Annotated in this window: 20 protein-coding genes and 1 pseudogene; 13 read left to right on the top strand and 8 right to left on the bottom strand. The window is 31.8% G+C overall.

The window, feature by feature from the left end:
- Positions 1-95: 95 nt before the first annotated feature.
- Positions 96-785, bottom strand: coding sequence for a haloacid dehalogenase type II (locus KPL54_RS11000; RefSeq protein WP_216106629.1), 690 nt, complete (start codon positions 783-785; stop codon positions 96-98).
- 669 nt (positions 786-1,454) lie between these two features.
- Entirely contained in the window at positions 1,455-1,622 is a 168-nt protein-coding gene (locus KPL54_RS10995) for a hypothetical protein (protein ID WP_216106628.1), read from the bottom strand.
- 206 nt (positions 1,623-1,828) lie between these two features.
- Between KPL54_RS10995 and KPL54_RS10990 the strand changes: the two genes are divergently transcribed.
- The 10 genes from KPL54_RS10990 to KPL54_RS10945 all read left to right on the top strand — a co-directional run bounded on the left by KPL54_RS10990 (position 1,829) and on the right by KPL54_RS10945 (position 12,799).
- Complete coding sequence (locus KPL54_RS10990; protein ID WP_216106627.1) at positions 1,829-2,422, top strand: TetR/AcrR family transcriptional regulator; 594 nt, start codon at positions 1,829-1,831, stop codon at positions 2,420-2,422.
- Positions 2,423-2,443: 21 nt separating this feature from the next.
- Positions 2,444-5,092 carry a phosphoenolpyruvate synthase gene (locus KPL54_RS10985; protein WP_216106626.1) on the top strand — a complete coding sequence of 883 codons (2,649 nt, stop codon included), beginning with the start codon at positions 2,444-2,446 and terminating at the stop codon, positions 5,090-5,092.
- A 97-nt stretch (positions 5,093-5,189) separates the two neighbouring features.
- Complete coding sequence (locus tag KPL54_RS10980) at positions 5,190-5,909, top strand: lantibiotic protection ABC transporter ATP-binding protein (RefSeq protein WP_216106625.1); 720 nt, start codon at positions 5,190-5,192, stop codon at positions 5,907-5,909.
- A complete protein-coding gene (locus KPL54_RS10975; RefSeq protein WP_216106624.1) occupies positions 5,906-6,691 on the top strand; it encodes a lantibiotic immunity ABC transporter MutE/EpiE family permease subunit in 786 nt (261 codons plus the stop codon). Before KPL54_RS10980 ends, KPL54_RS10975 begins: the two co-directional genes overlap by 4 nt.
- 1 nt (position 6,692) lies before the next feature.
- Positions 6,693-7,463, top strand: a complete 771-nt coding sequence (locus KPL54_RS10970) for a lantibiotic immunity ABC transporter MutG family permease subunit (protein ID WP_216106623.1) — start codon at positions 6,693-6,695, stop codon at positions 7,461-7,463.
- A 37-nt stretch (positions 7,464-7,500) separates the two neighbouring features.
- Positions 7,501-8,163, top strand: coding sequence for a response regulator transcription factor (locus KPL54_RS10965; protein ID WP_216106622.1), 663 nt, complete (start codon positions 7,501-7,503; stop codon positions 8,161-8,163).
- Entirely contained in the window at positions 8,154-9,524 is a 1,371-nt protein-coding gene (locus KPL54_RS10960; RefSeq protein ID WP_216106621.1) for a sensor histidine kinase, read from the top strand. The genes KPL54_RS10965 and KPL54_RS10960 overlap by 10 nt, the downstream gene beginning before the upstream one ends.
- A 177-nt stretch (positions 9,525-9,701) precedes the next feature.
- The gene (locus tag KPL54_RS10955) at positions 9,702-10,271 is read left to right on the top strand and encodes a TetR/AcrR family transcriptional regulator (RefSeq protein ID WP_216106620.1); all 570 of its coding nucleotides are present in this window, start codon (positions 9,702-9,704) and stop codon (positions 10,269-10,271) included.
- Positions 10,272-10,378: 107 nt separating this feature from the next.
- Positions 10,379-11,830, top strand: a complete 1,452-nt coding sequence (locus KPL54_RS10950) for an MDR family MFS transporter (protein WP_216106619.1) — start codon at positions 10,379-10,381, stop codon at positions 11,828-11,830.
- 33 nt (positions 11,831-11,863) lie between these two features.
- On the top strand, positions 11,864-12,799 hold the full coding sequence (locus KPL54_RS10945) for a flavodoxin family protein (protein WP_216106618.1): 936 nt from the start codon (positions 11,864-11,866) through the stop codon (positions 12,797-12,799).
- 190 nt (positions 12,800-12,989) lie between these two features.
- Here KPL54_RS10945 and KPL54_RS10940 read toward each other — a convergent pair whose 3' ends face one another.
- The 3 genes from KPL54_RS10940 to KPL54_RS10930 form a co-directional block, all read right to left on the bottom strand.
- Positions 12,990-13,163: a hypothetical protein gene (locus KPL54_RS10940; RefSeq protein WP_216106617.1), complete on the bottom strand. Its 174-nt coding sequence runs from the start codon at positions 13,161-13,163 to the stop codon at positions 12,990-12,992.
- A gap of 249 nt (positions 13,164-13,412) precedes the next feature.
- Positions 13,413-14,171 carry a hypothetical protein gene (locus tag KPL54_RS10935; RefSeq protein ID WP_216106616.1) on the bottom strand — a complete coding sequence of 253 codons (759 nt, stop codon included), beginning with the start codon at positions 14,169-14,171 and terminating at the stop codon, positions 13,413-13,415.
- A 140-nt stretch (positions 14,172-14,311) separates the two neighbouring features.
- Positions 14,312-14,464: a hypothetical protein gene (locus tag KPL54_RS10930; protein WP_216106615.1), complete on the bottom strand. Its 153-nt coding sequence runs from the start codon at positions 14,462-14,464 to the stop codon at positions 14,312-14,314.
- A gap of 364 nt (positions 14,465-14,828) precedes the next feature.
- Here KPL54_RS10930 and KPL54_RS10925 point away from each other — a divergent pair, with 364 nt between their 5' ends.
- The gene (locus KPL54_RS10925) at positions 14,829-15,923 is read left to right on the top strand and encodes an NADH:flavin oxidoreductase (RefSeq protein ID WP_216106614.1); all 1,095 of its coding nucleotides are present in this window, start codon (positions 14,829-14,831) and stop codon (positions 15,921-15,923) included.
- Positions 15,924-16,097: 174 nt separating this feature from the next.
- On the opposite strand, the gene KPL54_RS10920 is transcribed toward KPL54_RS10925, so the two are convergent.
- Both KPL54_RS10920 and KPL54_RS10915 read right to left on the bottom strand, forming a co-directional pair.
- A complete protein-coding gene (locus KPL54_RS10920; protein WP_216106613.1) occupies positions 16,098-20,138 on the bottom strand; it encodes a TIM-barrel domain-containing protein in 4,041 nt (1,346 codons plus the stop codon).
- A 942-nt stretch (positions 20,139-21,080) separates the two neighbouring features.
- Positions 21,081-21,566 carry a methyl-accepting chemotaxis protein gene (locus KPL54_RS10915; RefSeq protein ID WP_216106612.1) on the bottom strand — a complete coding sequence of 162 codons (486 nt, stop codon included), beginning with the start codon at positions 21,564-21,566 and terminating at the stop codon, positions 21,081-21,083.
- A gap of 117 nt (positions 21,567-21,683) precedes the next feature.
- Between KPL54_RS10915 and KPL54_RS26500 the strand changes: the two genes are divergently transcribed.
- Both KPL54_RS26500 and KPL54_RS10910 read left to right on the top strand, forming a co-directional pair.
- A complete protein-coding gene (locus KPL54_RS26500; RefSeq protein ID WP_268038315.1) occupies positions 21,684-21,809 on the top strand; it encodes a hypothetical protein in 126 nt (41 codons plus the stop codon).
- Positions 21,810-21,824: 15 nt separating this feature from the next.
- A pseudogene (locus KPL54_RS10910) lies at positions 21,825-22,358 on the top strand (HAD family hydrolase); the annotation flags it as partial.
- A gap of 180 nt (positions 22,359-22,538) precedes the next feature.
- On the opposite strand, the gene KPL54_RS10905 reads toward KPL54_RS10910, so the two are convergent.
- On the bottom strand, positions 22,539-24,059 hold the full coding sequence (locus tag KPL54_RS10905) for an FAD-dependent oxidoreductase (protein ID WP_216106611.1): 1,521 nt from the start codon (positions 24,057-24,059) through the stop codon (positions 22,539-22,541).
- Positions 24,060-24,111 lie beyond the last annotated feature (52 nt).

The following is a 24,111-nucleotide window of genomic DNA, read 5'->3' as shown; positions in this document are numbered from 1 at the left end:
GTGACAAGGAGTTTTGCTTTTGGCTCCTTGCTTGAATGTTAATTTCTAAAAGAAAAGATCCTCACTAGTATCATATTATACCTTCTTTTTCTTAACTATTTTTGCCTTGACTCAAACAATTTTGAAACTCCATTTAATGATTTTGATTCCATATCTGGTTTAAATGGTAAGGCTTCCTTTTTACCATTTAAACGATTTATCCAAAATACATTAAATCCAAAACTTTTCGCACCGGCTACATCCCAAGTATTACAGGAAATAAATAATATTTCATCCTTTGCAAGGTTATATTTCTCAGAAACCAAATTATAAACACTAGGATATGGCTTATATATTTTTAGGCTATCCGCAGAAAAAGTGTGATCAATATATTTATCTATTTTAGAATTTTCAACTGCCTTATTTAACATATTTGGTGAAGCATTTGATAATATTGCAGTGAGTATTTTTTTCTCTTTTAATATAGATAAAACTTTAGAAACTTCCTCGTAGCAATTAACATTCTCATATGCTTTCAAAAGCTTTGATTTTAAAAACTCATCTTTAATATTAAAATAATCCAGAGTATACTCTAAAGCCTCTCCAGTTACACACCAAAAATCTTCATATTTATTCATAAGACTGCGTAACCAAGAGTATTCTAATTGTTTAGCTCTCCAAAGATTTGAAAAAGATTCTGTTATGTCCCCTAATTCTTCACAGTGTTTTTGGGTTACTGAATTAATATCAAATAATGTGCCATATGCATCAAAAACACATAATTTTATATTTTCAAATTTTTTCATAAAATTACCTTCCTCTCTCGTTATTAAATTAGATTTGTGTATATTGATATTGTGAATGTAACACAATTGAGAACTTATTACATTGAATGTATTATAAATCACTAATTGAGTAATTTTAAAACCATCCGATATAAACGAGTTAATTGTTATATAATGCTTTAAATGTTATAATAAAAATATATATTAACTGGATAGTATTTTAAATTTCTAAAATTTAAAATACTAATATCTATAATAAGTGAGGTGATTAAAATATTAGTAACATATAAAATCAAAATTAAATCTGATGCTATTAAAAGTTTAGTCAAAATGACACGCTCTAAAATCAAATGGAGAAAAAGACTTGAAACGACTCCTAAATTAAAAAAATTGAATTGTAATCAATCACCAATGATATTAACGAGATCAGCACTACATAATTTATTATTTAGTCGCTGTTTGTAAACGTTTTAAACAATACTCCATCATAATAGTACTGAGTACTACTCGATACATTTTTAATATTAAGGCTTAGGACATTTATTCCCCCCCCTTTCTTGTTCTCTTTGTAAAACCATATTAGATAACATCATATAAAAATCTTGCTCTTGTTTACTCTTTGCATTCCTAAATAAAACCTTTAATTGACTATATGATAAATTAAAAAAAGTCTCATATATTTCTTTATCACTAAACTTTAAATTGTAACTTTAACTTGATCAATATTACATGAGTAGTACCACTAGTCTTCGTTAATCCTTTTGTTTCAAACTCAAATTGAGATGTAGTTGACGCAACTTGTGTATTACTAATCAGCCTCGGATTCGTTGAATCATTTACATACTCTAAAGTATACATATTATCCCCTATTTTTATATTTTTTTAATTTAGAATACTATGGTTAAATTCAGATAAAAATCATTGTAAATATTATTGACCTTTTAGTTTATTAGGGTTATTATAAATATAAATCAAGTCTAATATTGTACTCAGTACAAAAATAAACCAAGTTCAAAAATAAGCAACATATAAATATGTTGGATTAATAAGGAGTATCAACAAACATGAATAGAAGAGAGCGTAAAAAGGAAAAAACAAAAGATAGTATTATAAACTGTGCAATAGAATTTTTTAGATTAAAAGGCTTTCATGAAACATCTATGGAGGAAATTGCGGAAAAATCAGATGTGTCCAAGGGTACATTATATAATTATTTCAAGGACAAAGAATCTATTCTTGTTGCATACTTTCAACTTCTTATTTCTAATCATAGTGAAAAAATTAATGAGAGTTTCATAGAAAACAAAGATATGAAATCACGGTTAAATGAACTATTGGACTTTATCAATCATATATTTCGTAATGACATAGAATTAGCATCAATCTATTTTAGATACAGGGTGCAAACTCTATTTAACAGCAATATTATTGAAAATACTCAGAGGAGTGGGTTAGAGAGTCTTGTTTTGAAAATTATGAAAGAATCACAAGATAATAATGAAATAAGGTGTGATATACCACTCGCAATAATATCAAGGAATTTTATGTTTTTATATATGAATTTTTTTGTTTCAAGTATCTATGGCAAAGAGTTTTTTGAAATAGATATTCTAAAAAATCAACTAATCGACCTATTTGTAAATGGATCAAAGTTATAATAATTACAAGGAGGAAATATTATGAAAAATAATTACATCCTATTTTTCGATGAAATAGATAAGAAGGACATATCACTAGTAGGTGGAAAAGGTGCAAACTTAGGAGAAATGACTAAGGCAGGGTTCCATGTTCCATATGGGTTTTGCGTCACAACACAGGCCTATAGAGAGTTTCTACAATATAATGATCTTTTAAACTTCATAACTGAGGTTATTAAGGATGCTAACATTGACAATATAAGCGAGATAGGAGAGAAAATAAGAGAAAAGATAGGACAGTCAGTGATACCCGAAGAAGTAGTTAAAGAGATTCTGAGTGCAATTAATAAGACTGGAACAAATAGCTACTATGCAGTAAGATCAAGCGCTACAGCAGAGGATCTAGCGTTTGCTTCTTTTGCAGGCCAACAAGACACTTATCTCAATATAAAGGGAGAAAACCCAGTACTATTATCAGTTAGAGACTGCTGGGCCTCCTTATTTACAGATAGAGCAATTCTATACAGAATACAGAACAAAATAGATCATGAAAATGTTTATATGTCTGCGGTAGTTCAAAAAATGGTAATGCCAGAAGTAGCAGGTATCATGTTTACCGCGGACCCACTATCAGGACATAGAGGGATTATTTCCATAGATGCCAGTTATGGACTTGGGGAAGCTCTTGTGTCAGGTCTTGTATCTCCAGATATATATAAAGTTAGGAAGAGTAACATGCAAATAGACAATAAGATTATAGGAGATAAGAAGTTGGCAATTCTGCCAATTGAGGGCGGTGGCACTAAAAAAGTAGAAATAACCGATGAAAAGTCTAAAAGCCAAGTAATGATAGACTCTTGTATAAAAAAACTTGCACAACTTGGTATGAAAATAGAAAAACATTATGGATGTCCTCAGGATATTGAATGGTGCCTAGAAAAGAGTGAATTATATATAGTCCAGAGCCGTGCTATTACATCCTTATTTCCACTACCTGCGCCATTACCTCAAGATGATGCGTTGCATGCCTATTTTTCCTTTAATCATTGTCAGGTTATGACAGACCCAATTTCTCCTCTTGGAATAGGTATACTTAGAATTATCTTACCTTTTGATAAAGGAGTGAGAAGTGAATCAGGATATAAATTTCTTACCTGCGCAGCAGGCAGGATATATATTGATCTAAGCGAACTTTTACAATATAAAAAAATAAGGAAAGGATTGCCTTCATTTTTTAAAAATGTAGATGCCCTACTAGCAGAATCTTTAATAGAACTTATTAATAGACCAGACTTTAAAACTAGAACCAGGAAAAGAAAGCGCACAGACGTAGCATTACTTAAATACATGAGCCCTATACTGATAAATGGGATAAAGAACATCACTTACAAAAAACCAGAAGACACTATTGAATTCATGAACCGCTATGTAGAAACTCGTATAAAGAAAACAATAGAGGCCATTGATAATGCCAAACAAGGTATAGATAAACTGGAGGCAATCTATAAGGCTAGTAGTTACGACAGAGATTTCCAAAAACTAATTCCCAAAATGGGGCCTGGAATGATAAGCTTTAAGGCTCTTGAAAGCCTAGAACAAAAGCTCCTTGGAACCAATAAGTATGTAAATACTATAGCTAAAGGATTAGAGGGTAATATAACTACTGAAATGGGATTATTGATTGGAGATTTAGCGGATATAATAAGAAAATCACCAGATTTAGTGATTGAATTTGAAAATGAGGACTACAGTACCTTATTTTATAGAATAGATAAACTCAAAGGGAATGATGAATTTAAGCGACTGTTTAATACTTTCATGGACAAATATGATATGAGAGCCGCAGGAGAAATAGACATGGCAAAGGACCGATGGATAGAAAACCCTGAGCCGCTAGCAAAATCAATACTAGCTATTATAAAAACTTCACAGGAAGGTATCCATAGGAAGGAATATAAGGATACAATTGAAAAAGCGAAAAAAGCATCAGAAGAGTTTATAAAAGAAGTAGAAGCTAAACACGGAAAAGTGAAAGGAAAAATAGTAAGAAGGTTTATACGAATTTTAAGAAATGTTCTACCTGCAAGGGAGCACCCTAAATATTTAATTATGAAAATGATCCTAATTTTCAAAAAAGCCTTTCTCGAGGAGGCAAAAGTATTGGTGGAAAAAGGATACCTGGCTAACGAAAAGGATATATTCTATATAAATTTTTGGGAATTGTATTCAGCAGTACAAAACAATGAAAGTCTAATAGATCTCGCGAGGCAAAGGAAAGAGGAGTATGATCATTACAGAAAACTCAGCCCTCCACGTGTACTTACAAGTGATGGAGAAGAAATTAAAGCAGGCTATAAAAAAGAAAACATGCCAGAGGGAGCATTACTGGGTATCCCTGTGTCCTCCGGGGTCATAGAAGGAATCGCAAGAGTAATTACAGATCCTTCAAAGGATTCTATAAATAAAGGTGAAATTCTTGTAGCACCGTTTACAGATCCTGGATGGACTCCCCTCTTTATAAATGCAGCAGGACTCGTAATGGAAATTGGCGGCCTTTTAACTCATGGAACAGTAGTTGCCAGAGAGTATGGAATACCAGCCGTTGTTGGTGTTTCCGATGCTACAAAAAAAATTAAGACAGGACAAAAAATCAGGGTGGATGGTAATACTGGATTTGTAATGATTATATAGCCTTATTAAACCCCAGGGGTATACAATTTGGTTTTTGTTAAAATCTTGGTTTTTATTTGATATGCTTCTTTTATAAATAAAAAAGGAAGTGTTAATTATGCAAAAAGACTATTTATTAGTAACCCAAGAATTAACGAAAATATTTAAAAAGGAATATGCAGTAGATGCTCTTTCCATATCAGTTCCGAAAAATCACATTTATGGATTACTAGGGGCTAATGGTGCAGGAAAATCTACCACATTAAAAATGATAACAGGACTCTTAAAACCAACTTCAGGTGAAATTAATTTTGATGGACATCCATGGAGCCGTAATGATTTAAAAAACATTGGTGCCTTGATTGAGCAGCCACCTATCTATGGGAATTTAACTGCACATGAAAATCTAAAAGTTCATACCACTCTTTTAGGATTACCAGATCACCGTATTTCCGAAGTATTAAAAATTGTAGATTTGACAAATACAGAAAAAAAGCAAGCCAAACATTTTTCTATGGGAATGAAACAGCGTTTAGGAATTGCTACTGCACTTCTGAATCATCCTAAATTATTGATTTTAGATGAGCCTACTAATGGGTTAGATCCCATTGGTATTCGTGACTTACGAAAATTAATAAAATCTTTTCCTGAGCAAGGAATCACTGTAATTTTATCCAGTCACGTTTTATCCGAAGTAGAACAGGTTATAGACTATGTTGGGATTATGAGCGGTGGCATCTTAGGTTATCAGGGTGAAATTAACGAGAATGAAGATTTGGAAACTTTGTTTATGAATGTTGCAGATAAAAATAATGAAAAAAGGAGCATTGCCAGATGAAAAAATATTTAATATCGGAAACATTAAAAACCAAGAGAACTATGCTCCGTAAATTAACAATTTTTATACCAATATTATCTGTGGTCCTTGCCTCTATTTTTGGTTCTTTAGGCGGCGATATCAATAGCGCTGATATTACTTCGATTAATCATTGGTCATTATTATGGTTGCCAGCTTTAATTGTTCTACTTACAGGTATGTTTCATAAACTTGAACAAAATAGTACAGGTTACAAAACAATTTTTTCTTTTCCTATTAATTTAAGAAAAAGTTGGATATCTAAAATTATACTTTTATCATTATTTACTTTAGTATCCTCTATTTTTTTAGGTATACTTATTCTTATATTAAACTTTACCATTATTAAGGCGTCAACAAATGGGATCTTAATAATGGGACAACATTTGAGTATTGTCCCATTTTACAATTACTTTATAGCCATTATCATAAGTTGGTTGGTATCACTTTGGCAGATTCCTTTATGCTTATGGTTAAGTAAAAAAATAAACTTTTTTGTTTTACTATTTATAACTTGTGCAGCTAATTTAGAACTTGGCGCAGGAAAAGCCGTTTCTTCTTTGTGGTGGATGAATCCATGGACTTGGCCTTTGCGGTTACAATGTCCTCTATTACACCTTCATCCAAATTGTCTTCCATTAGAATCAAACAGTGCTTTATTAAACAGTGAAGTTATTCCAATAGGTATATTATTAGGTGTTTTTCTATTTTTAATTCTAACTTTTCTCACAAGCTTTTCATTTAAAAGAAGTGAGGTGCATTAATATGAGTGTATTTTGGCATAGTTATAAAGCAGAATTTTTTAAAAACAAACACAGTGTTTTTCTTTGGACACATGTTATAATGCCTTTTCTTTTAGTTGCCATTATGACTTTTAGTCGCTTTGGCAAGTTGAGTAGTTTAGGTTTGTTTGTGATTTTTTTTAAAATGATCGGTTTTGCCTTTCCACTGCTTGCTGCAGCACTTTGTGGGTTAATTGCAAGTCAAGAGAAACAGGCTGGAGATTATCAAATGATGATTGGTAAACTTCCACATAAAACAACTACTTTTATAAGCCAATTGTGCATGTTACTAACAATGTGTTTAGGTGCTATATTTTTAGCTATCCTGTTATTTATGATATCAATGAAATGGATATTACATGTAAATAACATCAATTATCTTTTATTTTTTAAAACAGGAGGATTGATATTTTTAAGCGTTATCTTCCTTTATAGTTTATATTTAATTTTAGCTTATCATTTCAATACAGGAGTCTGCACTATGGGTGGATTTTCTGGAGTTATCATTGTAGCTTTAGCTTCTACGAGTCAGGGAGATAGTATTTGGATGTTTTTACCTTGGGTCTGGTCTGTACGATTTATCGACTTTATAGTTGCACTTCGATTTAATGATTTAAGTAAAATACCACTGAAGTATATTTCTTACCCTCAAGGTGGGATGGATATAGGATTGATGTGCATGGGAGTAATGACAATTTTCTGTGTTGCTGTTTATATTTTTTCATTTCATTTTTGGGAAGGTAGACAAAAATAATCAGAAAAAGTATTATGTAAATAATGGAGGTGAAAATATGGCGAAAATTTTAGCTGTGGACGATGATAAGCGAATTTTAAAATTGATAAAAAACACTTTAGAAATCAACCAACATAATGTGGTTACATTACAAAATGCAGAAAATACTCCTATAGAAACCTTTTGTGGATATGATTTGATTTTACTTGATATAATGATGCCAGGAATAGACGGATTTAAACTTTGTGAGAAAATACGCCATACAGTAGACTGTCCAATTATTTTCTTAACAGCAAAAACAGAAGAATCAGCAATTGTTAGAGCTCTAATGCTTGGAGGTGACGATTATATAAAAAAACCCTTTGGAGTAATGGAACTCAACGCCCGTGTTGATGCATACCTACGGCGAGAAACCCGTGGAAAGCCCACGAAAAAGTTAGTGTATGACAATATTACAATTGACTTTGATAAAAAGGAGATTAGGGTTTGTAACAATCTTATTGCGTATACGAAAAATGAATACAACATTTGTGAGTTTTTAGCATTGAACAGAGGTAAAGTATTTACAAAGCAGGGAATTTTTGAAGCGATTTATGATTTTAGTAGCGATACCCAATTTTCAGTGATTACTGAATATATCCGATTAATCCGCAATAAATTCAAAGAATATAATTGTTTCCCTATTGAAACGGTTTGGGGAGTTGGATACATGTGGAAATAAAAAAAATATCCTTGCAAGGATATATTATTAAATTTATTTTTAAAATAGGACTTTCTTCTATAATGTTTTTATTTGTTATTTTTCTTATTTTCAGTTATATGGCAAATTCCGGCATTCTTCTATCAGCCAACCATTCACAGCAATTGATAGATAAGGCTAAAACAAATATAAAAAATGCTAAACAAGTAACTCCGGAATTAATACCCGAAAACTTAAAATATGTGATTTTAGATAAACAAACTTTAAAGACTATTAATGGTACTATGAATAAATCCGAAACCGAAAAAGCAAAAATTAATGTTAAAAATCATCAACTAGGGACTAATGTTTATGAGGTAATTGAGCGTCCAGAATCATACTGTGTCATTCATTACCAATTGATTGTCCAATTTGCGAATCCAATATTTCGAAGGCTAATACCTTATCCTGAGATAACTATCGTTGCACTTTCTATTATTATTTTATTAATTGCACTATATGCTCTTTCTTTGCAGTTTTCAAACAAAATAAAAAAAGAATTAAACAAATTTAGTTTGATCACTGAAAAGATTCAGCAGCAGGATCTGGATTTTAAAGTTCAGCCTACCTGTTTTGTAGAACATCAAAAGGTTATGGATTCCTTGGACAGTTTGCGTCATAATCTTAAAAAGTCCTTAATTTACCAATTTGAACAAGAAAAAAACAAGCAGGAACAGATTAGTTCATTGGCACATGACATTAAGATACCTATTACCATTATTAAAGGAAATGCAGAACTGTTGAGTCTTACACAAAAAGATGAAAAAACATTAGACTACGCAAATGAAATTATGGGAGCGACAAGTGAAATCGAAGAATACACACAACTGTTGATTGATACTTCTCAAAATGATCAAATTTCCACCATGCATAAAGAAACAAACAATATAAATGAATTTCTAAATATAATTCAAAAGGATACACTTGCTTCTATTGGAAATCGAGATATTCGTTTTGGGCTGGATAACCACATGCCCAAAGACGTAAGATGGAGCATTGATTATTCTTCAATGAAACGGACATTTATGAACATTATTATAAACGCACTTGAATATACTCCGAATGAAACATCATTAAATTTAGAGGTTTCTTTGAAAGATAATTTAGCTTCTTTTGTTATTACTGACTCTGGAAAAGGGTTTTCTTCTGAAGCCTTAAAAAAAGCTACAGAAATGTTTTATACAAATAATAAAAGCCGAAGTCAAACAGGACATTACGGTATCGGATTAGCTTTTGCTGATAAGGTAATTAAGGTTCATAATGGTACGCTTCGTATACAGAATGATATATATACAGGCGGTGGACAGATTGTAATATTATTGCCAGTAGAGTTGCCCTATTAATATTTTTTCTTTAGACCACCTACCTTTCATATTTAACGATAGCTCCGCAGGAGATGATTTAATTATTGACATTTGTTATAACCTAAAGTATAATAAAAAATATAGACCAGTCACTATAATTTATTAGAGAGCTATAACTTGTTAGAGAGCTATAACCTGTTAGAGAGGTATACTGATATGAATAATAAGGTAAATGTAAAAGAAAAATTTATAGAAACTGCATCAAGACTTTTTCAAATTAAGGGATATAACGCAACTGGGCTAAATGAGATTTTAGCAAAAAGTGGAGCGCCAAAAGGATCGTTATATTATCATTTTCCTAAAGGAAAAGAGCAACTTGCATTAGAGTCTGTAAACTTAGCAGGTCAAAAAATAATAACTAAAATAATTAATGCATTAGACAGTATCGAAGATCCAATTGAAGCTATTAAATTTAATATAGAAAACATTGCAATACTAATTGATAATGAGAAAAGTACTCCAGATATTTCTATAAGTTTAATAGCTTTAGAGACATATATAACAAGTGAAATTTTAAGGAAAGCTTGCGACGAGATATTTACTTCACTCGAAAATATATATGCAGAAAAATTAATCAACTCTGGAATTAGCAAAGATAAAGCCTATGAATTAGGTTGTGTAATTGCTGCAATGATAGAAGGTGGAATTACTTTATCACTTACGAAAAAAAGTGGTGATTCACTTAGAATCCTAGCTAAACAAATACCTAATTTAATAAACATATAGTAATGGAATACAAAATTCAAATGATTAATTAATGCCTATTTTATAAGTAGGTGTTTTTTTAGGAGCCCATTATACAGACTGGTCTAATATTAGGAGGAACGAAATTTATGGAAACAACGAAACCTACAAAAAAATTCAATTCAAACGCAATTATAGGAGTTTTAGCCTTCAGCGCATTTTTAGCTGTATTTAATGAAACTATATTAAATGTCGCATTATCTCCTCTTATGACGGAAATGAATGTTACCGCAGGAACAGTGCAATGGATAATTACTGCATACATGATAGTTGTATCAGTTATGGTACCTATTACCGCTTTTCTAATTCAAACATTTGAAACAAAGCATTTATTTTTAGGTGCAATGACATTACTTCTAGTTGGAACAATATGTGCAGCTTGTTCAAGCTCTTTTGCAATGTTACTTATTTCAAGAATGTTACAAGCCTCGGGAACTGGAATGATGATTCCACTTCTAATGAATACAGTATTATTGGTAACCCCACCCGAAAAGCATGGAGCGGCTATGGGAATTTGCGGTTGTGTAATTTCAATTGGACCAGCACTTGGACCAACAGTTTCAGGAATCTTATTACAATTTTTTAGCTGGCATGCATTATTTATAATGTTAATACCACTTATACTAATAGCTATGATTTTAGGTTCAATTTATTTAGTTAATGTGTCAACTCTAACAAAGCCTAAAATCGATTTTATATCAATCATATTATCAAGCGTCGGAATTGGTGGAGTTATATATGGTATAAGTAGTTTTAGTGGTGATGGAAATATGAAGATTATTAGTTTAATATTTATTGTTGGAATAATATCATTAATTATATTTGTTAAACGTCAATTATCTTTAAAAGAACCAATGTTAGAAATGCGTATATTTAAATATCCTTTATTTTCAGTAGGGGTAGTACTTGTTATGTTAACAATGATGACAATGTTCACTATGAACGTAATGTTACCTATGTTCCTTCAAGGAGCCCTTAAAACAACAACCTTTGTAGCCGCTATGGTATTACTTCCAGCATCACTTGCTTGTGGAATTGTAACTCCAATAGGCGGGAAAATTTATGATAAATTTGGAGTGAAAGTACTAATACCCGTAGGTTTTACTATAATCCTTGTGGCATTATTCGTTTTATCACGTTCAAATAGTAATACATCTCTTATTAATATTATGGTTTCATATATAGTAGTCTGCATTGGGGTTGGTATTACAATGTCACCAAGTCAAACGAGTGCCCTTAACCAATTACCCAAAGAAGCTTATCCACATGGAATAGCGGTTATGAATACCCTTCAACAAATATCCGCAGCAATTGGTTCCTCATTATTTATTGGTATTATGTCAGCTTCCCAGCTAAAAGCCTTAAATAATTCAGCTACAGAACAAGTTGCAGTAGCTACTGGCTTTCAGTCAAGCGCAACAGTCGCAGTCATATTTGTTTTAGTAGGACTTTGTTTATCCTTTGCTTTAAGATTTGGAAATAAGAATTCTTGTTCAACCTCTGATTTAAGCTTAGAAAACGAAAAAGTGAGCGGTCTTTAATTTAAATATCATATATAATGAGGAGGATAAAAAATGAAAGTTTTAGGTATTTCAGGCGGAAGAAAAGATGGTAATAATGATGCTATGTGTAAGGAAGCTTTGATGGCTGCAAAGGAAATGGGTGCAGAGGTTGAATTTATTCATTTATTAGATTTGGATATAAAATATTGTATTGGGTGCACAGCATGTGTTGGCTCACTTATGACAGGAAAAGGAAATATGTGTGTATTAAAAGATGATTTTGATTGGTTACTAAATAAGATGTTAGATGCAGATGGATTAATTTTTACAAATCCAATTTTCTGTAAAGGGACTCCAAGTTTATTCCTTACAATTAGAGACCGTTTTGGACCAAGGATGGATAGAGGTAATAATGTTATAGCAACTAAAATTGCAAAAGCAACAGGAGGTAAAGCACCAGATCCAAGAATATTAAAAGATAAAGTGATTTCTTATATAGGATTTGGTGGTTCAGACTGGGTTACAAGATTTCAATGTGACTGTGCAATACAAGCATTAACTCCTATGTGGAAAGTTATAGATAACGAAGTATTTCCTTGGTCTACAGGTATTATTATAGATAATGATAAAGTTACACGAGTACATGAAATAGGTATGAATCTTGCAAAAGCTGCAAAAGATATTGCAAATGCTTCTTATAAAGGAGAGGAAGGAGTTTGTCCACATTGTCATAGTAGAAACTTCTATTTAGATAGAGAATCTACACATGCAATTTGCTGTATGTGTGGTATTGAAGGTGATGTTAAAATTATAGATGGTAAAGTAAGATTTGAATTCCCAAAGGAGCAATTAGAACACGCTCATGATACTTTATCCGGAAAACTTATTCATGTAGAGGATATCAAAAATACTGTTGCTATAAGCATGGGATTAAAGAAATCAGATGATTATAAACAACGTTTAGAAAACTATAAGGAATTTATTACGGCAACTAAACCAGAAAAATAAAACATTATTTTTTCAGATATTGATTTGCTCACCTTTCCGGTAACAGGTTAAATAATAAAAATCTTTCACCGGAAAGGATAATATTTTTTTCTTCAATAATTACCACGACTCCTAATAGGAAGAAGTAAATTAACAAACCGATCATTGGAGCCCTTTTTCTATTAACGACGTTCATTATACTGAATATTTATTATTTTTGATTATTTTTGTCCATATAGTCTACTAGTATTTGTCGATCAAGTTTAAAAGGTTTAGTATTCTCAGAATCATTATTTGCGACATCTGCATTAACCGGATCTATTTTCTCTACTGCATGTAACTTTTTAATCTTCTTTAACTTCTTAATCTTTTGAAATATCTTCATGTTTTCCCCTATCAATCATTATTTTAAGTTATTTTTTACATTTTGGCCTTCCATTCATCCATTAAATCACTAATGTGTATACCTATCATATCAGACTTTTTACTTAATATCATTATAGAAAAAATGTTAAATGAACAGGTTTGGATAAAAACCTGTGTGATTTTATGCTAAAAACAGTTATATTTTACATGGATTGAGTAATTATTGATAGTGAACCAACCTATAGTCTTGCTAAAGAGTTCAGCTTTTCTATGGATTACATACACTACATGCGGTATAACCTTCATTTATTGCTTCGGATTTTTTAATAGAGATCTCACTTCTACGTAAGTATCTACATCCTGAACTATGATATTTTTTTCCGGTTTTAGTTATATAAACCATTTGACTGTTATTTTCACTTGATGATTGTTGAGTAACTGTATTAGATTGTGACTGTACAACTTGTTGTACTTGTGCAGCTTTAGCAGTTTCTGCACTCTTAGCTTCAGCCACAATTTTATTTTCTTGAGCAACCTGCTTAGCTTTAATATTAGCCGCAATTCTAGCGTCAGCTACAATTTTGTTGTCTTGTGCAAGCTTTGCAGCCTGTTTAGCCTTGGCAATAGACACAATCTTAGCATCTGATATTTTTTTAGCTTTTGCATCTGCGGTTAACTCTATCACAGTTTTTACATGTTTGACTGGTAATATTTTATCGACCGCAGCTTTTTTTGATGCAGCTACAGTTGTATTTGTACTTGTGTTTGTAGAATATGTATTATCTAGTTTCATTCCAATACTAAATATTAATATACTTCCTATAAGTGTTAGTATTACTGCTTTGTTTCTATGTTTTATTAAATCTACAAGTCCGAATACTATAAATGGTAAAGATGTTATTATTAAAAATGCACTAATTCCAGAAAATAATGAGATTATACAAAACAAATAATATATTGATGCAACTATCTTCTTCCATTTTGTATTTGTTCTAAACCCCGGTGTGTGTTTAAATATATTTTTCATTGACATCCCCCTTTAATATGTAAAATGTAATAATATTTTATAAAATGATAGTGTTTAAAATAACTTTAACTTAATTACATTTAGGTATTCAGAATTTATACTGCATCCCTAAATGTAAGTTACAAATTTATACAAGAAAACTATTTTTTAAAAGTTTCTTTTGGTTTCTGAGTAGGCGGCATAGGTTTGCCAGGGTGAACATGAACTGTATTGCCAGTATTTCCGCCTCTTGGACCTATTACATGATATGTTCCACCAGTAGGAGCAGGATTGCCAGGTTTAAGTTTTGACATAATTATCGCTTCCTTTTAGTGATAATTCTACAAAATAGTGTAAAATCCTCTAATTACAAAAAAATAAAAAATTAAAATTAAGTTTGATGTTGTTAAAAGTTTAGTCAAAATGACATGCTCTAAAATCAAATGGAGAAAAAGACTTGAATCGACTCCTAAATTAAAAAAATTGAATTGAATGCACGTGACTTAGAAAAATATAACTCCATATCATTAGTCTCCTTTTAGTTAGTACCTTACATTAAAGTGCATACTATCATTAATGTCCTACTGATTATATACTATATTTGAATCTGCTTTGCAAAGTAAAATAATTATTAGGAACCTATGATACAGTTTAATGTAGTAAATAAGGAGGATCAATATGAAAAATTTATTTGAGAAAACAACCGTTAATAATATGCAGGTTAAAAACAGATTTATTAGAGCGGCTACTTGGGATGAAATGGCAGAAGATGATGGTCATATAAATAACGCATTTATTCATCGATATGAGAATTTAGCAAAGGGAGGTGTTGGATTAATACTAACCGGATATGCATTTATATCAAAGGATGAGAAACCTAATCCTGGTATGTCTGGAATTTATGATGATTCTTTTATTGAAGAATATAAAATTTTAGTAGATAAAGTACATAAATATGAAACTAAGATTGCAATGCAGATAGTATATGGGGGCTCCCAAAACGAGCATGCAAATGCCAGTGAAATGGACATATACGGACCTTCAGCTATAAAAAATATAGTAAGTGGAATTACACCAAAGGAAGCTACAAAAGCAGATATAAAAGTGATTGTCTCCAAATTTGCTGATGCGGCTGTGAGAGTAAAAAAAGCTGGTTTTGATGCTGTAGAAATTCATGCAGCCCATGGATATTTATTAAGTCAATTTTTAACACCTTATTATAATAGAAGAACTGATGAATATGGTGGTGATATACATAATAGAGCAAGAATAATTTATGAAGTAATAGCAGAAATAAGAAAAAGAGTTGGCAGTTCTTACCCACTTATGATAAAAATTAATTTTGATGACCTTATGGATAAAAATCAAGGCCTTAGCAAAGAAGAATCTATAGAAGTTTTTAAAAGAATTGATAAACTAGGAATAGATATGATTGAACCTAGTGCAGTTAACCTGTCTTCTGGAGAAGGTAAAGTTCCATTTTTGAAAGGAATTAATACTGTAGATAAACAATCATATTTTAAAGAAGCTGTAATGAATATTGCAAGTGTTGTAAATGCCAAGGTAATCCTAGTTGGAGGAAATAAAAATATGGATTTAATGAATGAACTTTTAAATACTACACAAATTCAATATTTCTCATTATCTAGGACTTTACTTTGTGAGCCAGATTTAATTAATAAATGGAGGGATAACAAAGATTATAAACCTAAATGTATTTCTTGTAATAAATGTTGGGACGAGATACCAAATTCTTGCATTTTTAATAGATAAGTAAGATAATAAAATAATTATTTATCATAAGACGACCTCTCATAATGTCATTTTCATAAATAAAGATTAGCATATAAATATAGAATTTACCTATGCTATACGTATAACAGGAACAGACAACTTACATATAAAAAAAATGAGTCACATCACGTATGATGGGGCTCATTTTTTTATTTATGAGGCAATACTTACTTCTAAATATTGTGGTCCATTATATTTAAGTGTTGTAATATTATTGTTTCTAAATGTGCCTATAGATTGTGGACTTAAAATCGGTAGTACAATTCCATTTTTATTATAGTAAGTAATTACCATATTAGATGAAGTCAATGGTACACTCTGCGCAGTAGTGTAAGTTAACTTCTTAATTTTTGGACTTACCACTAGTACATCAGGATTTGACGTATACCATTTACCGTCTTCATACCACTTTTCCCCGGTAACATCAAAGCCCGGTTGATTCATACCTGGATTTTGATGTTTACCGTCATTGAAAATCACCTTCGCCGTAGAACAATTTTGAATAGTATAAGAATACCAACTGTTACCGTCACTATTCATCTTTATTCCTGGCCATGTTGATGAAGTTAATACTTTTGAAGCATCATAATAATAAAGGTTAGGCGCTCCCCAGCTACTTGGATTTTTATAGTGTACAGTTGTGGAAACTGTTGATATATTTATAATGTATTGTTCTGTATCCACTGAAGATTGATTACCTTGTGAATCCACTGCAATAGCCTTTAATGTTGTATTTGCACTAATTTTAATTGTTCCAATATATTTGGTGCTGGCTATTGTAGGTGTTGTTCCATCTGTAGTGTAATATATACTTGCTGTAGAAGATGCTGTTAATTTTACTGTTTGTGCTAAAGCGTAAGTTCCTCCTTTAATATCAACTGCTACTGTCAACTGTGATGTACCAGATGGTGCACCTGATTTTATTATCCCTGCATTAAAGGTTGATATTCCTGCATTAAAAATATAATTCTTGCCTCCATTATTATCCCATATCCCATTGCCATCATTAAAACATACTTCTGCCGATGTAGCTGTTCCAATATTAAGAGTGGCTTTGGAATAGCCAGCTATCTCAGAATCCTGCATTTTAGTACCCGGTGAAGTTGTCCATGTTCCTGTGCTAGGTCTCCAATGTGTATATGGAGTTGTATAACCTTTTTTATAATAAATAGTTACTCCATTAGACCAATTAGGATTTCCAGCAATAATAGCACCGGTACTATCATTATAATAGTCGCCTGCACCTACAGCTTGACCTAGCGAAGACGGTTTCCAAGTTAATCCACTATCTTCTGAGTATCTAACTACTGGTGTTTTTACATCTGTAGGAAATGCTAATTGACTCATAAATTGTCCATTATTCACCCCATATTTAATCATTAGAATATCGCTACTCCATTTCCCATTGTCATCTAAATATTGAAGCTTTACTTGATTATTTGTTGTAGTTCCAATATATAAATTTGTTGTGTTAGTTTTAGGCGCTCCCGCAGTAACTTTTCCATCATTTGCAATGGTGCAAATGTCACCTGTAACAGGCAAAGCAACTCCTGCATCAGTTGGTTTGTTTAAAGAACCGTCTGAATAACGTACTTTTACTGGGTAAGAACTTGTTAAAGTATAGTTTAAATCTGTTTGAAAATATCCTATTTTATCTGATTTGGTCATTGCTTGTGATGAACTCCAAGTATTCCCATTATCCAGACTGTATTGTAAATTTGCACTACTTGCTGAATCTTTTACATATACTGTAGTCTTTTTTGCTGCTTCTGGGTTAAAAGTACAAGGTGCCACTATGTTCTTTATCTGTCCTGCTGCTACTTTAACATAAACAACAGCCCCATAAACATCAGTTCCTACTACATAACCGTCTCCCGTTGCATTTTTTAACGCATCTAAATTACTGCATTGTGGAACAGCTTCTCCACCAACTGTTACTGCTCCAGTTGATTTTACATGTAATTTCACTATATAATTTTTTACATCTGGCGTATAACTTCCCTTTTGTTGCGCTGTATCAAACTGAACTGACTTACAATCATTACTTCTTTGTACTGTTAATTTTTGTTCAAAGCAATTTCCACTTTTATAGTTGTAAGTATCACCATCATCGTCATAATAATTAAAGCTTGTTGGTTGAACAGTAGGAAAAGCATCTACATATATATTTGTCATTTTCTTTTCGCCAACATAGTTTTCATAATCCTGTGAAGGAATAATCGCACCACTCTTGATAAATAATGGTACATCCTGCCAACTTGATGAATCTATTGGATAATTTATAGTCTTACCACCAGTATAAGTTGTTCCTTTAAAGTAATCTATCCAGTTTCCTTCTGGCAAATAAATACTTTTTGAAGTTTGTCCTTGTGTTACAACTGGTGATACTAGTAACGAATCTCCAAACATCCAAGATTCTTTATCATTCGCAGCATTAGGATCATTAGGGTATGCCATCATTAAGGATTTTATTAAACCTATACCTGTATCCGAAGCTTGTTGATCGTATTTATAAATATATGGTATTAAGGTGTATCTTAATTGCATAATCTTCTTTGCTGCTGCTTCTGCTGTAGTACCATAATTCCAAGGATAACGTGCCATACTTGAATCTGTAACTTTTGTACCATGAACTCTAAATATTGGTGTAAAAGCACTAAATTCAAGCCATCTTGCGTAATTTTCAGGATTAGGTTGACCATTAAAGCCACCAGTATCCATTCCCCATTTAGCTTCTCCAAGGTTTACTGCTGAAAGCATTCTTTCACGCTGATTTGCCATACTGTCAAACCCAGAGCCTATATCACCAGACCACATACCATAACCATATCGTTGTGCCCCAGCATAATAAGTTCTATTAAGGGACCAAACTCTTTGATTAGTATACGCCGTTTGACCATCATAGAATGATTTTTGCATATTCATATTGTCAAAGTTACCAAACCCATTATCGCCATCACATTCATCATTCCAAAATCCTACTATTCCCTTGTCAAAAGCATCTTGTGTATGATTCCAAAGCCATGTTCTTACACTAGGATTCCCATAATTTAAACTCTGCATTGGTACATTTGCACAATAATCATTTTTAGGACTACTTCCTGGAAGCCATCCATTCATTGCTTTAACATCTGTTGCCTGAACTGAGGGTACTAATACTCTCGGTTTCATAATTCCTGTTAACTTAATACCTGCAGAACTCATAGCTTTTTTTAGTTGTCCTGATTCTGCACCTGGAAAGTTAGTTGTATTCCACTTAAATTCACCATAGTTATCTGACCCCCACTTTTTCCAGTCAAAATCCAAACAAAAGTTATCTATAGGTATTTGTTTTGACCTATAAGTATTTATTACATCTGTAAGTTGTTGTTCATCTGTCTTTGTTGCATCTGGCCAACCCCATTGAGTATTAGTAAACCCTGTAGCCCATTTAGGTGACATAGGCGATTTTCCTGTAATATCAGACTCAGAGGATAAAATATCTGTAGGACTTCCTACCATAATATAATATTGTGTATTTTTCTTTGAAATTGCACTATAACCAAGGGTTTTCTCTCCAAGAGAAATCTTTCCTCCATCTGAATCTACCAATATACCATATCCATTATTACTCCATACAAATGGTGCTCCACAATGACCTTGTGTACCAGCTTGGACATTTATAGTACCAGTTCTTAACATCCCCGCTGAAGAATTTTCTCCATTATTATAACCACTTATACCATAAAAATTATCTCCAGAATTATGGCTAAATGTTACTCCATTACTAGGAAGAGCTGTTTGTTTGATAAGCAGACCATTTGAAGAATCATATACAGAAACACTTAAATCTGATTTGTTTATCTTTACTATCATTTTACTTGTAGTGATAACCATGGGATCCGATTTAATATCAATAGATTCTGTATTTCCCGTACTCCAGCTCTTATTCGGGTCAATTACTTGAGTTTCATCACTTGATGCTCCATTAGGTCTATAATCAACTTTAAGAATCTGAGGTTCACATATTTGAATAATATATTGATCTGAACCATTTGGAATTGTAATTGTATCACCTTTTACTGTAATCCCTCCACCTACTGCCGCATTTACTTTTACATTAGAAATAAACGTAAAATTACTAAATACTAAGGTGATAACCATAAACAAATACATTATTTTTTTAAAACATGTATGTCTTTTACTATTAACCATCTTATTTTTACCATCCTTTCCCTTTAAAAGTTTTCATTGTTAATAATCCTTGTAATTTTGTACTAACAAATAATATATTAACAAAGCATTAGTGATACTATTTTTTAGGTAATAGTTTTAATCTCATTTCATTTCATTAGAAGTCCCCCCCAGATATATTTTTTAAATCTTTTACAATAAGAATAAATCACACTTTCTTTAACATTAACACATATCTGTGCAAACGTTATCTCATTTGAAATTAATTACATTATAACATGTTTGTACCATTATTGTAATATATTTTTTTATAAGAATACGAGCTTATTCATTTTGTAAAAAGCCTAATACAAGTATAACTGCTATGAAATACAAGCTTAGAAAAATAAATCAAATATGTATATTATTTAAATTAAAGTGAGTCATACTTCAAATTATACAATTAAAAATGATACACCAAAACAGCTAGTAAAGGTAATTTTGTAAGAAGAATGACTGTAAGAGCTAACAATATTAATATAAGACACGTCAGTTCATCTACGCTCTGTTATATCTAAATATAATGAATTAACAAAATACGGTGATTTAAGCTGTTGGAACTTTTTTCTAAATTCAAGTTAAATACTTGAGGCAACTTGAGTTGTTCCCAAAGCCCCAGCTGTTACAGGATAAAAATTTGTTGTAATGTATATATAAAGGCGCCTCTTATATATATGAACCCTTAGTGTTTATTTAAATACAAAATGTTTACAATTTGTTATTTGTTTTGGTATGAAATATTAACATTGAATTGATATAATCATTATATTAAAGGTGCCCCCTTTGATATGACTTTAATTCTTGAACAACCCTAATACATAAAAGGCTGTACTCCTAATGAGTACAGCCTTTTATGTTAGTCAATCTTATAGTTATTAAGATACCCAATAACACTTACTTCTGGACAGGTTTGTAATATTTATTTCATAACCTAAATTTTTGAACTATATTATTTAGCTTATCTGCTAATATGGCTTGATTTTGAGAAGATTTTGATATTTTTTGGACTGCCATAACAGATTCATTAACAGTTGCTGATATTTCCTCGGAGCTAGCAACCGATTCCTCAGCTGTAGCCGATATATTTTCAATTGCATTTCTAATCTCTGATATAGTTTCATTTACTATATTCATTGAAGCTCCAATATCCGCAGATATCATATTGGTTTTTACGGCATCCGAGCCGTATTGCTTACTTGTATCTACAAATAGATCATAATCAGGTTTAACCTTAGTATCAATAAAGCTTAATATATCCTGAGCGTTGCTGGTAAGATTTTTGAATGCATTTTCAACTTTTTCAGTTACCTCCTGAATCTTTTTAACTGTAGCCTCTGACGCCTCAGCTAATTTTCTAACTTCGTCAGCAACTACGGCAAACCCAGTATAAATCTGTCTGAACTTAGCCATTATTATTCCTCCCTTAACATTGAATAATGTATTTATCCTTGTACTTGAGTAGGATACGTTTAAATTGGATAGAATATATATTATTTCAAACGCTATAGTTATAGGGAGATGATAAGCTTGGATAAAATTCAGGGTGATTTTATACTAAACGCCGTTATATTTGATATGGATGGAGTAATTATTGATAGTGAACCAGCACATATGAAGCTGGAAAATGAGACTTATAAAAAATTAGGCATATAGGTTACAGACGATGAGCATCACTCTTTCGTAGGAGCAACTTCTCATTATATGTGGGAAGCTCTAAAAAATAAATATAAGCTTAATCAAACACTTGATGAGTTAATTGAATATGATCGAAGTAAATATTTTAAATACCTTAATTCAGATGAATGCGAAATAACTCTTATTGATGGGGTGAAGGAGCTAATTAAAGACTTTCATGAGAATGGAATAAAGCTAGCCGTTGCATCATCATCTCCACTAAATGTGATTATGGCTATTGCAACGAAATTTCAAATAGAAGAATACTTTGAAGTTTTTGTTACCGGTGACTATGTACAGAGAAGTAAACCTGAACCAGATATATTTATTTTTGCTTCAGAGAAGCTTGGGGTAAGCCCTGAAAATTGTATAGTTATTGAGGATTCTCATAATGGGGTTCGTGCTGCTAAAAAAGCAGGTATGAAATGTATCGGAATTAATAGCGGTGCTGCAGGAAGTCAAGACATTTCCATGGCAGATTTAGTGATAAATAGCTTTAAAGAAGTTGATTATATTAAATTAAGTTAATAATCATTTATACATTTATTGGTTTTCTGATGAATATTCTTTTGATATCACTGTACCGTTTGAGAAATATAATTTAAGAAAGCTTAATATATAATAGGATAACTCGTCAATATTTCTTGTTGCTGTGATTCAGAGAAATGTTGACGAGACCCCTTCTTTAAAAAATTTCAATAAATATAACTATAAATCTGCTAGATATTTACCTACATGGCGACCAAATGTCATAGATCTTCCTGCTGCAACTCCAGGAGCTAGTTCTGGATACGAATATGCAAAGAAGCCACCACTATCGTTTCCAACTGCAAATAGCCCTTTAATTGGCTCCATATTTGTATCTAATACTTGCATATCTGTATTAATTCTCAAACCATCTAATGTACATAATAAATTTCCACCTACTGTTATGCCATAAAATGGGGCCTTAACAATAGGTCTCATACGAAAAGATGTCTTTCCGAAATCCTCATCTTCACCTTTTTCACATAATTCATTATAATGGTATATATTTGCTTCTAATGTTTTGGGAGGAAGCATTAATTTTTCAGCAAGTTCTTCAATTGTATTCGCCTGTTGCATATAACCAGCTTTTAATAATTGTTCATTCATTCCTTCTATAATTTTCACATTAAAATTGCATGGATATTTTTCAATATCTTCTGGAAGTACAACTCGTGAACAACCAATTGTGTGAAATTTCAGTACATCTTCCATCCAATTTGAATCAAATATAGAACACCACACTTTACCTGGCTGCATACTAGCCGCATGTATACAAAAATCATATGGAACTGATTCATTTGTATAACGCTCACCTAGTTTATTTACCTTAAGGAATGGCTGACTGCCTAACCAAAACAATTTATCTTCAAATGGTTCTCCCGCTACTTTTCCCGGCTTAACTGCTCCACGATCAAAAATCATTGCCGTCGAAATAAGATCCATTTCAGCTCCTATTTTTTTAGCAGCTTTAATTCCATCACCTGTTACACCTGGTGTTAATGGAAGTGAACTTATATTAAATGCAGCAATTGGATTTAATTCCTTTAACATTTCCATATTATTAGAATAGCCACCTGTTGCAAGAACAACTCCCTTACTTGCATTTATTTGAATATATTCTCCATCTGAATTTTTAGCAATAACACCCAATACTTTATCATCATCCCTTATCAACTGAATCATTGGAGTTCTTGTCATTATATTAACCCCGTGTGCTTTCATCCTTTCTTCAAGTATTTTTACAGGCCTTTTTTTATTTTCCGTATTATCATTATAAAAACAATGACAGGTTGACCACTCTTTTATATCCATATTCTTATTGATATCAGTTTCAAGAGTAACTTTCATACCATTATCTATCATTATGCTTCCCAACCAATCTAGCATCTCTCCACTTTCATCTGCCCAAAGATTAATTAGTCTTTGATCTACCCTATAACAGGCATGACGACATAATTCATTTACAATTTCATTTCTATCTATTTCTACTCCATTTTCCTTCTGTACTTTCGAACCTATTGCTCCAATAAAAGTACGTGGTGGATAACAATTATTTCCCTTTTCAAGCAAAATAACTTTAGCACCATTTTCTGCAGCTGTTAGTGCTGTAATAATACCAGCAGTACCACCTCCACATACTACAACCTCTGTTTCAATTATTTTTGTAATCGTTCCTATTTTATTTTCCGCTTGCTTGTACATAAAATCCCTCCTAATATATAACACCATGTTTTCTAAAGCATTCAAATTGACA

The organism is Clostridium estertheticum (assembly GCF_018861295.1).
In the GTDB taxonomy this organism is placed as follows: domain Bacteria; phylum Bacillota; class Clostridia; order Clostridiales; family Clostridiaceae; genus Clostridium_AD; species Clostridium_AD estertheticum_D.
This window is presented reverse-complemented; position numbering and strand designations above follow the sequence as displayed.

Coding starts and splice junctions, on each gene's coding strand:
- KPL54_RS11000 (WP_216106629.1), bottom strand. CDS start 785: ATGAAAAAATTTGAAAATATAAAATTATGTGTTTTTGATGCATATGGC.
- KPL54_RS10995 (WP_216106628.1), bottom strand. CDS start 1,622: ATGTATACTTTAGAGTATGTAAATGATTCAACGAATCCGAGGCTGATT.
- KPL54_RS10990 (WP_216106627.1), top strand. CDS start 1,829: ATGAATAGAAGAGAGCGTAAAAAGGAAAAAACAAAAGATAGTATTATA.
- KPL54_RS10985 (WP_216106626.1), top strand. CDS start 2,444: ATGAAAAATAATTACATCCTATTTTTCGATGAAATAGATAAGAAGGAC.
- KPL54_RS10980 (WP_216106625.1), top strand. CDS start 5,190: ATGCAAAAAGACTATTTATTAGTAACCCAAGAATTAACGAAAATATTT.
- KPL54_RS10975 (WP_216106624.1), top strand. CDS start 5,906: ATGAAAAAATATTTAATATCGGAAACATTAAAAACCAAGAGAACTATG.
- KPL54_RS10970 (WP_216106623.1), top strand. CDS start 6,693: ATGAGTGTATTTTGGCATAGTTATAAAGCAGAATTTTTTAAAAACAAA.
- KPL54_RS10965 (WP_216106622.1), top strand. CDS start 7,501: ATGGCGAAAATTTTAGCTGTGGACGATGATAAGCGAATTTTAAAATTG.
- KPL54_RS10955 (WP_216106620.1), top strand. CDS start 9,702: ATGAATAATAAGGTAAATGTAAAAGAAAAATTTATAGAAACTGCATCA.
- KPL54_RS10950 (WP_216106619.1), top strand. CDS start 10,379: ATGGAAACAACGAAACCTACAAAAAAATTCAATTCAAACGCAATTATA.
- KPL54_RS10945 (WP_216106618.1), top strand. CDS start 11,864: ATGAAAGTTTTAGGTATTTCAGGCGGAAGAAAAGATGGTAATAATGAT.
- KPL54_RS10940 (WP_216106617.1), bottom strand. CDS start 13,163: ATGAAGATATTTCAAAAGATTAAGAAGTTAAAGAAGATTAAAAAGTTA.
- KPL54_RS10935 (WP_216106616.1), bottom strand. CDS start 14,171: ATGAAAAATATATTTAAACACACACCGGGGTTTAGAACAAATACAAAA.
- KPL54_RS10930 (WP_216106615.1), bottom strand. CDS start 14,464: ATGTCAAAACTTAAACCTGGCAATCCTGCTCCTACTGGTGGAACATAT.
- KPL54_RS10925 (WP_216106614.1), top strand. CDS start 14,829: ATGAAAAATTTATTTGAGAAAACAACCGTTAATAATATGCAGGTTAAA.
- KPL54_RS10920 (WP_216106613.1), bottom strand. CDS start 20,138: ATGGTTAATAGTAAAAGACATACATGTTTTAAAAAAATAATGTATTTG.
- KPL54_RS10915 (WP_216106612.1), bottom strand. CDS start 21,566: ATGGCTAAGTTCAGACAGATTTATACTGGGTTTGCCGTAGTTGCTGAC.
- KPL54_RS10905 (WP_216106611.1), bottom strand. CDS start 24,059: ATGTACAAGCAAGCGGAAAATAAAATAGGAACGATTACAAAAATAATT.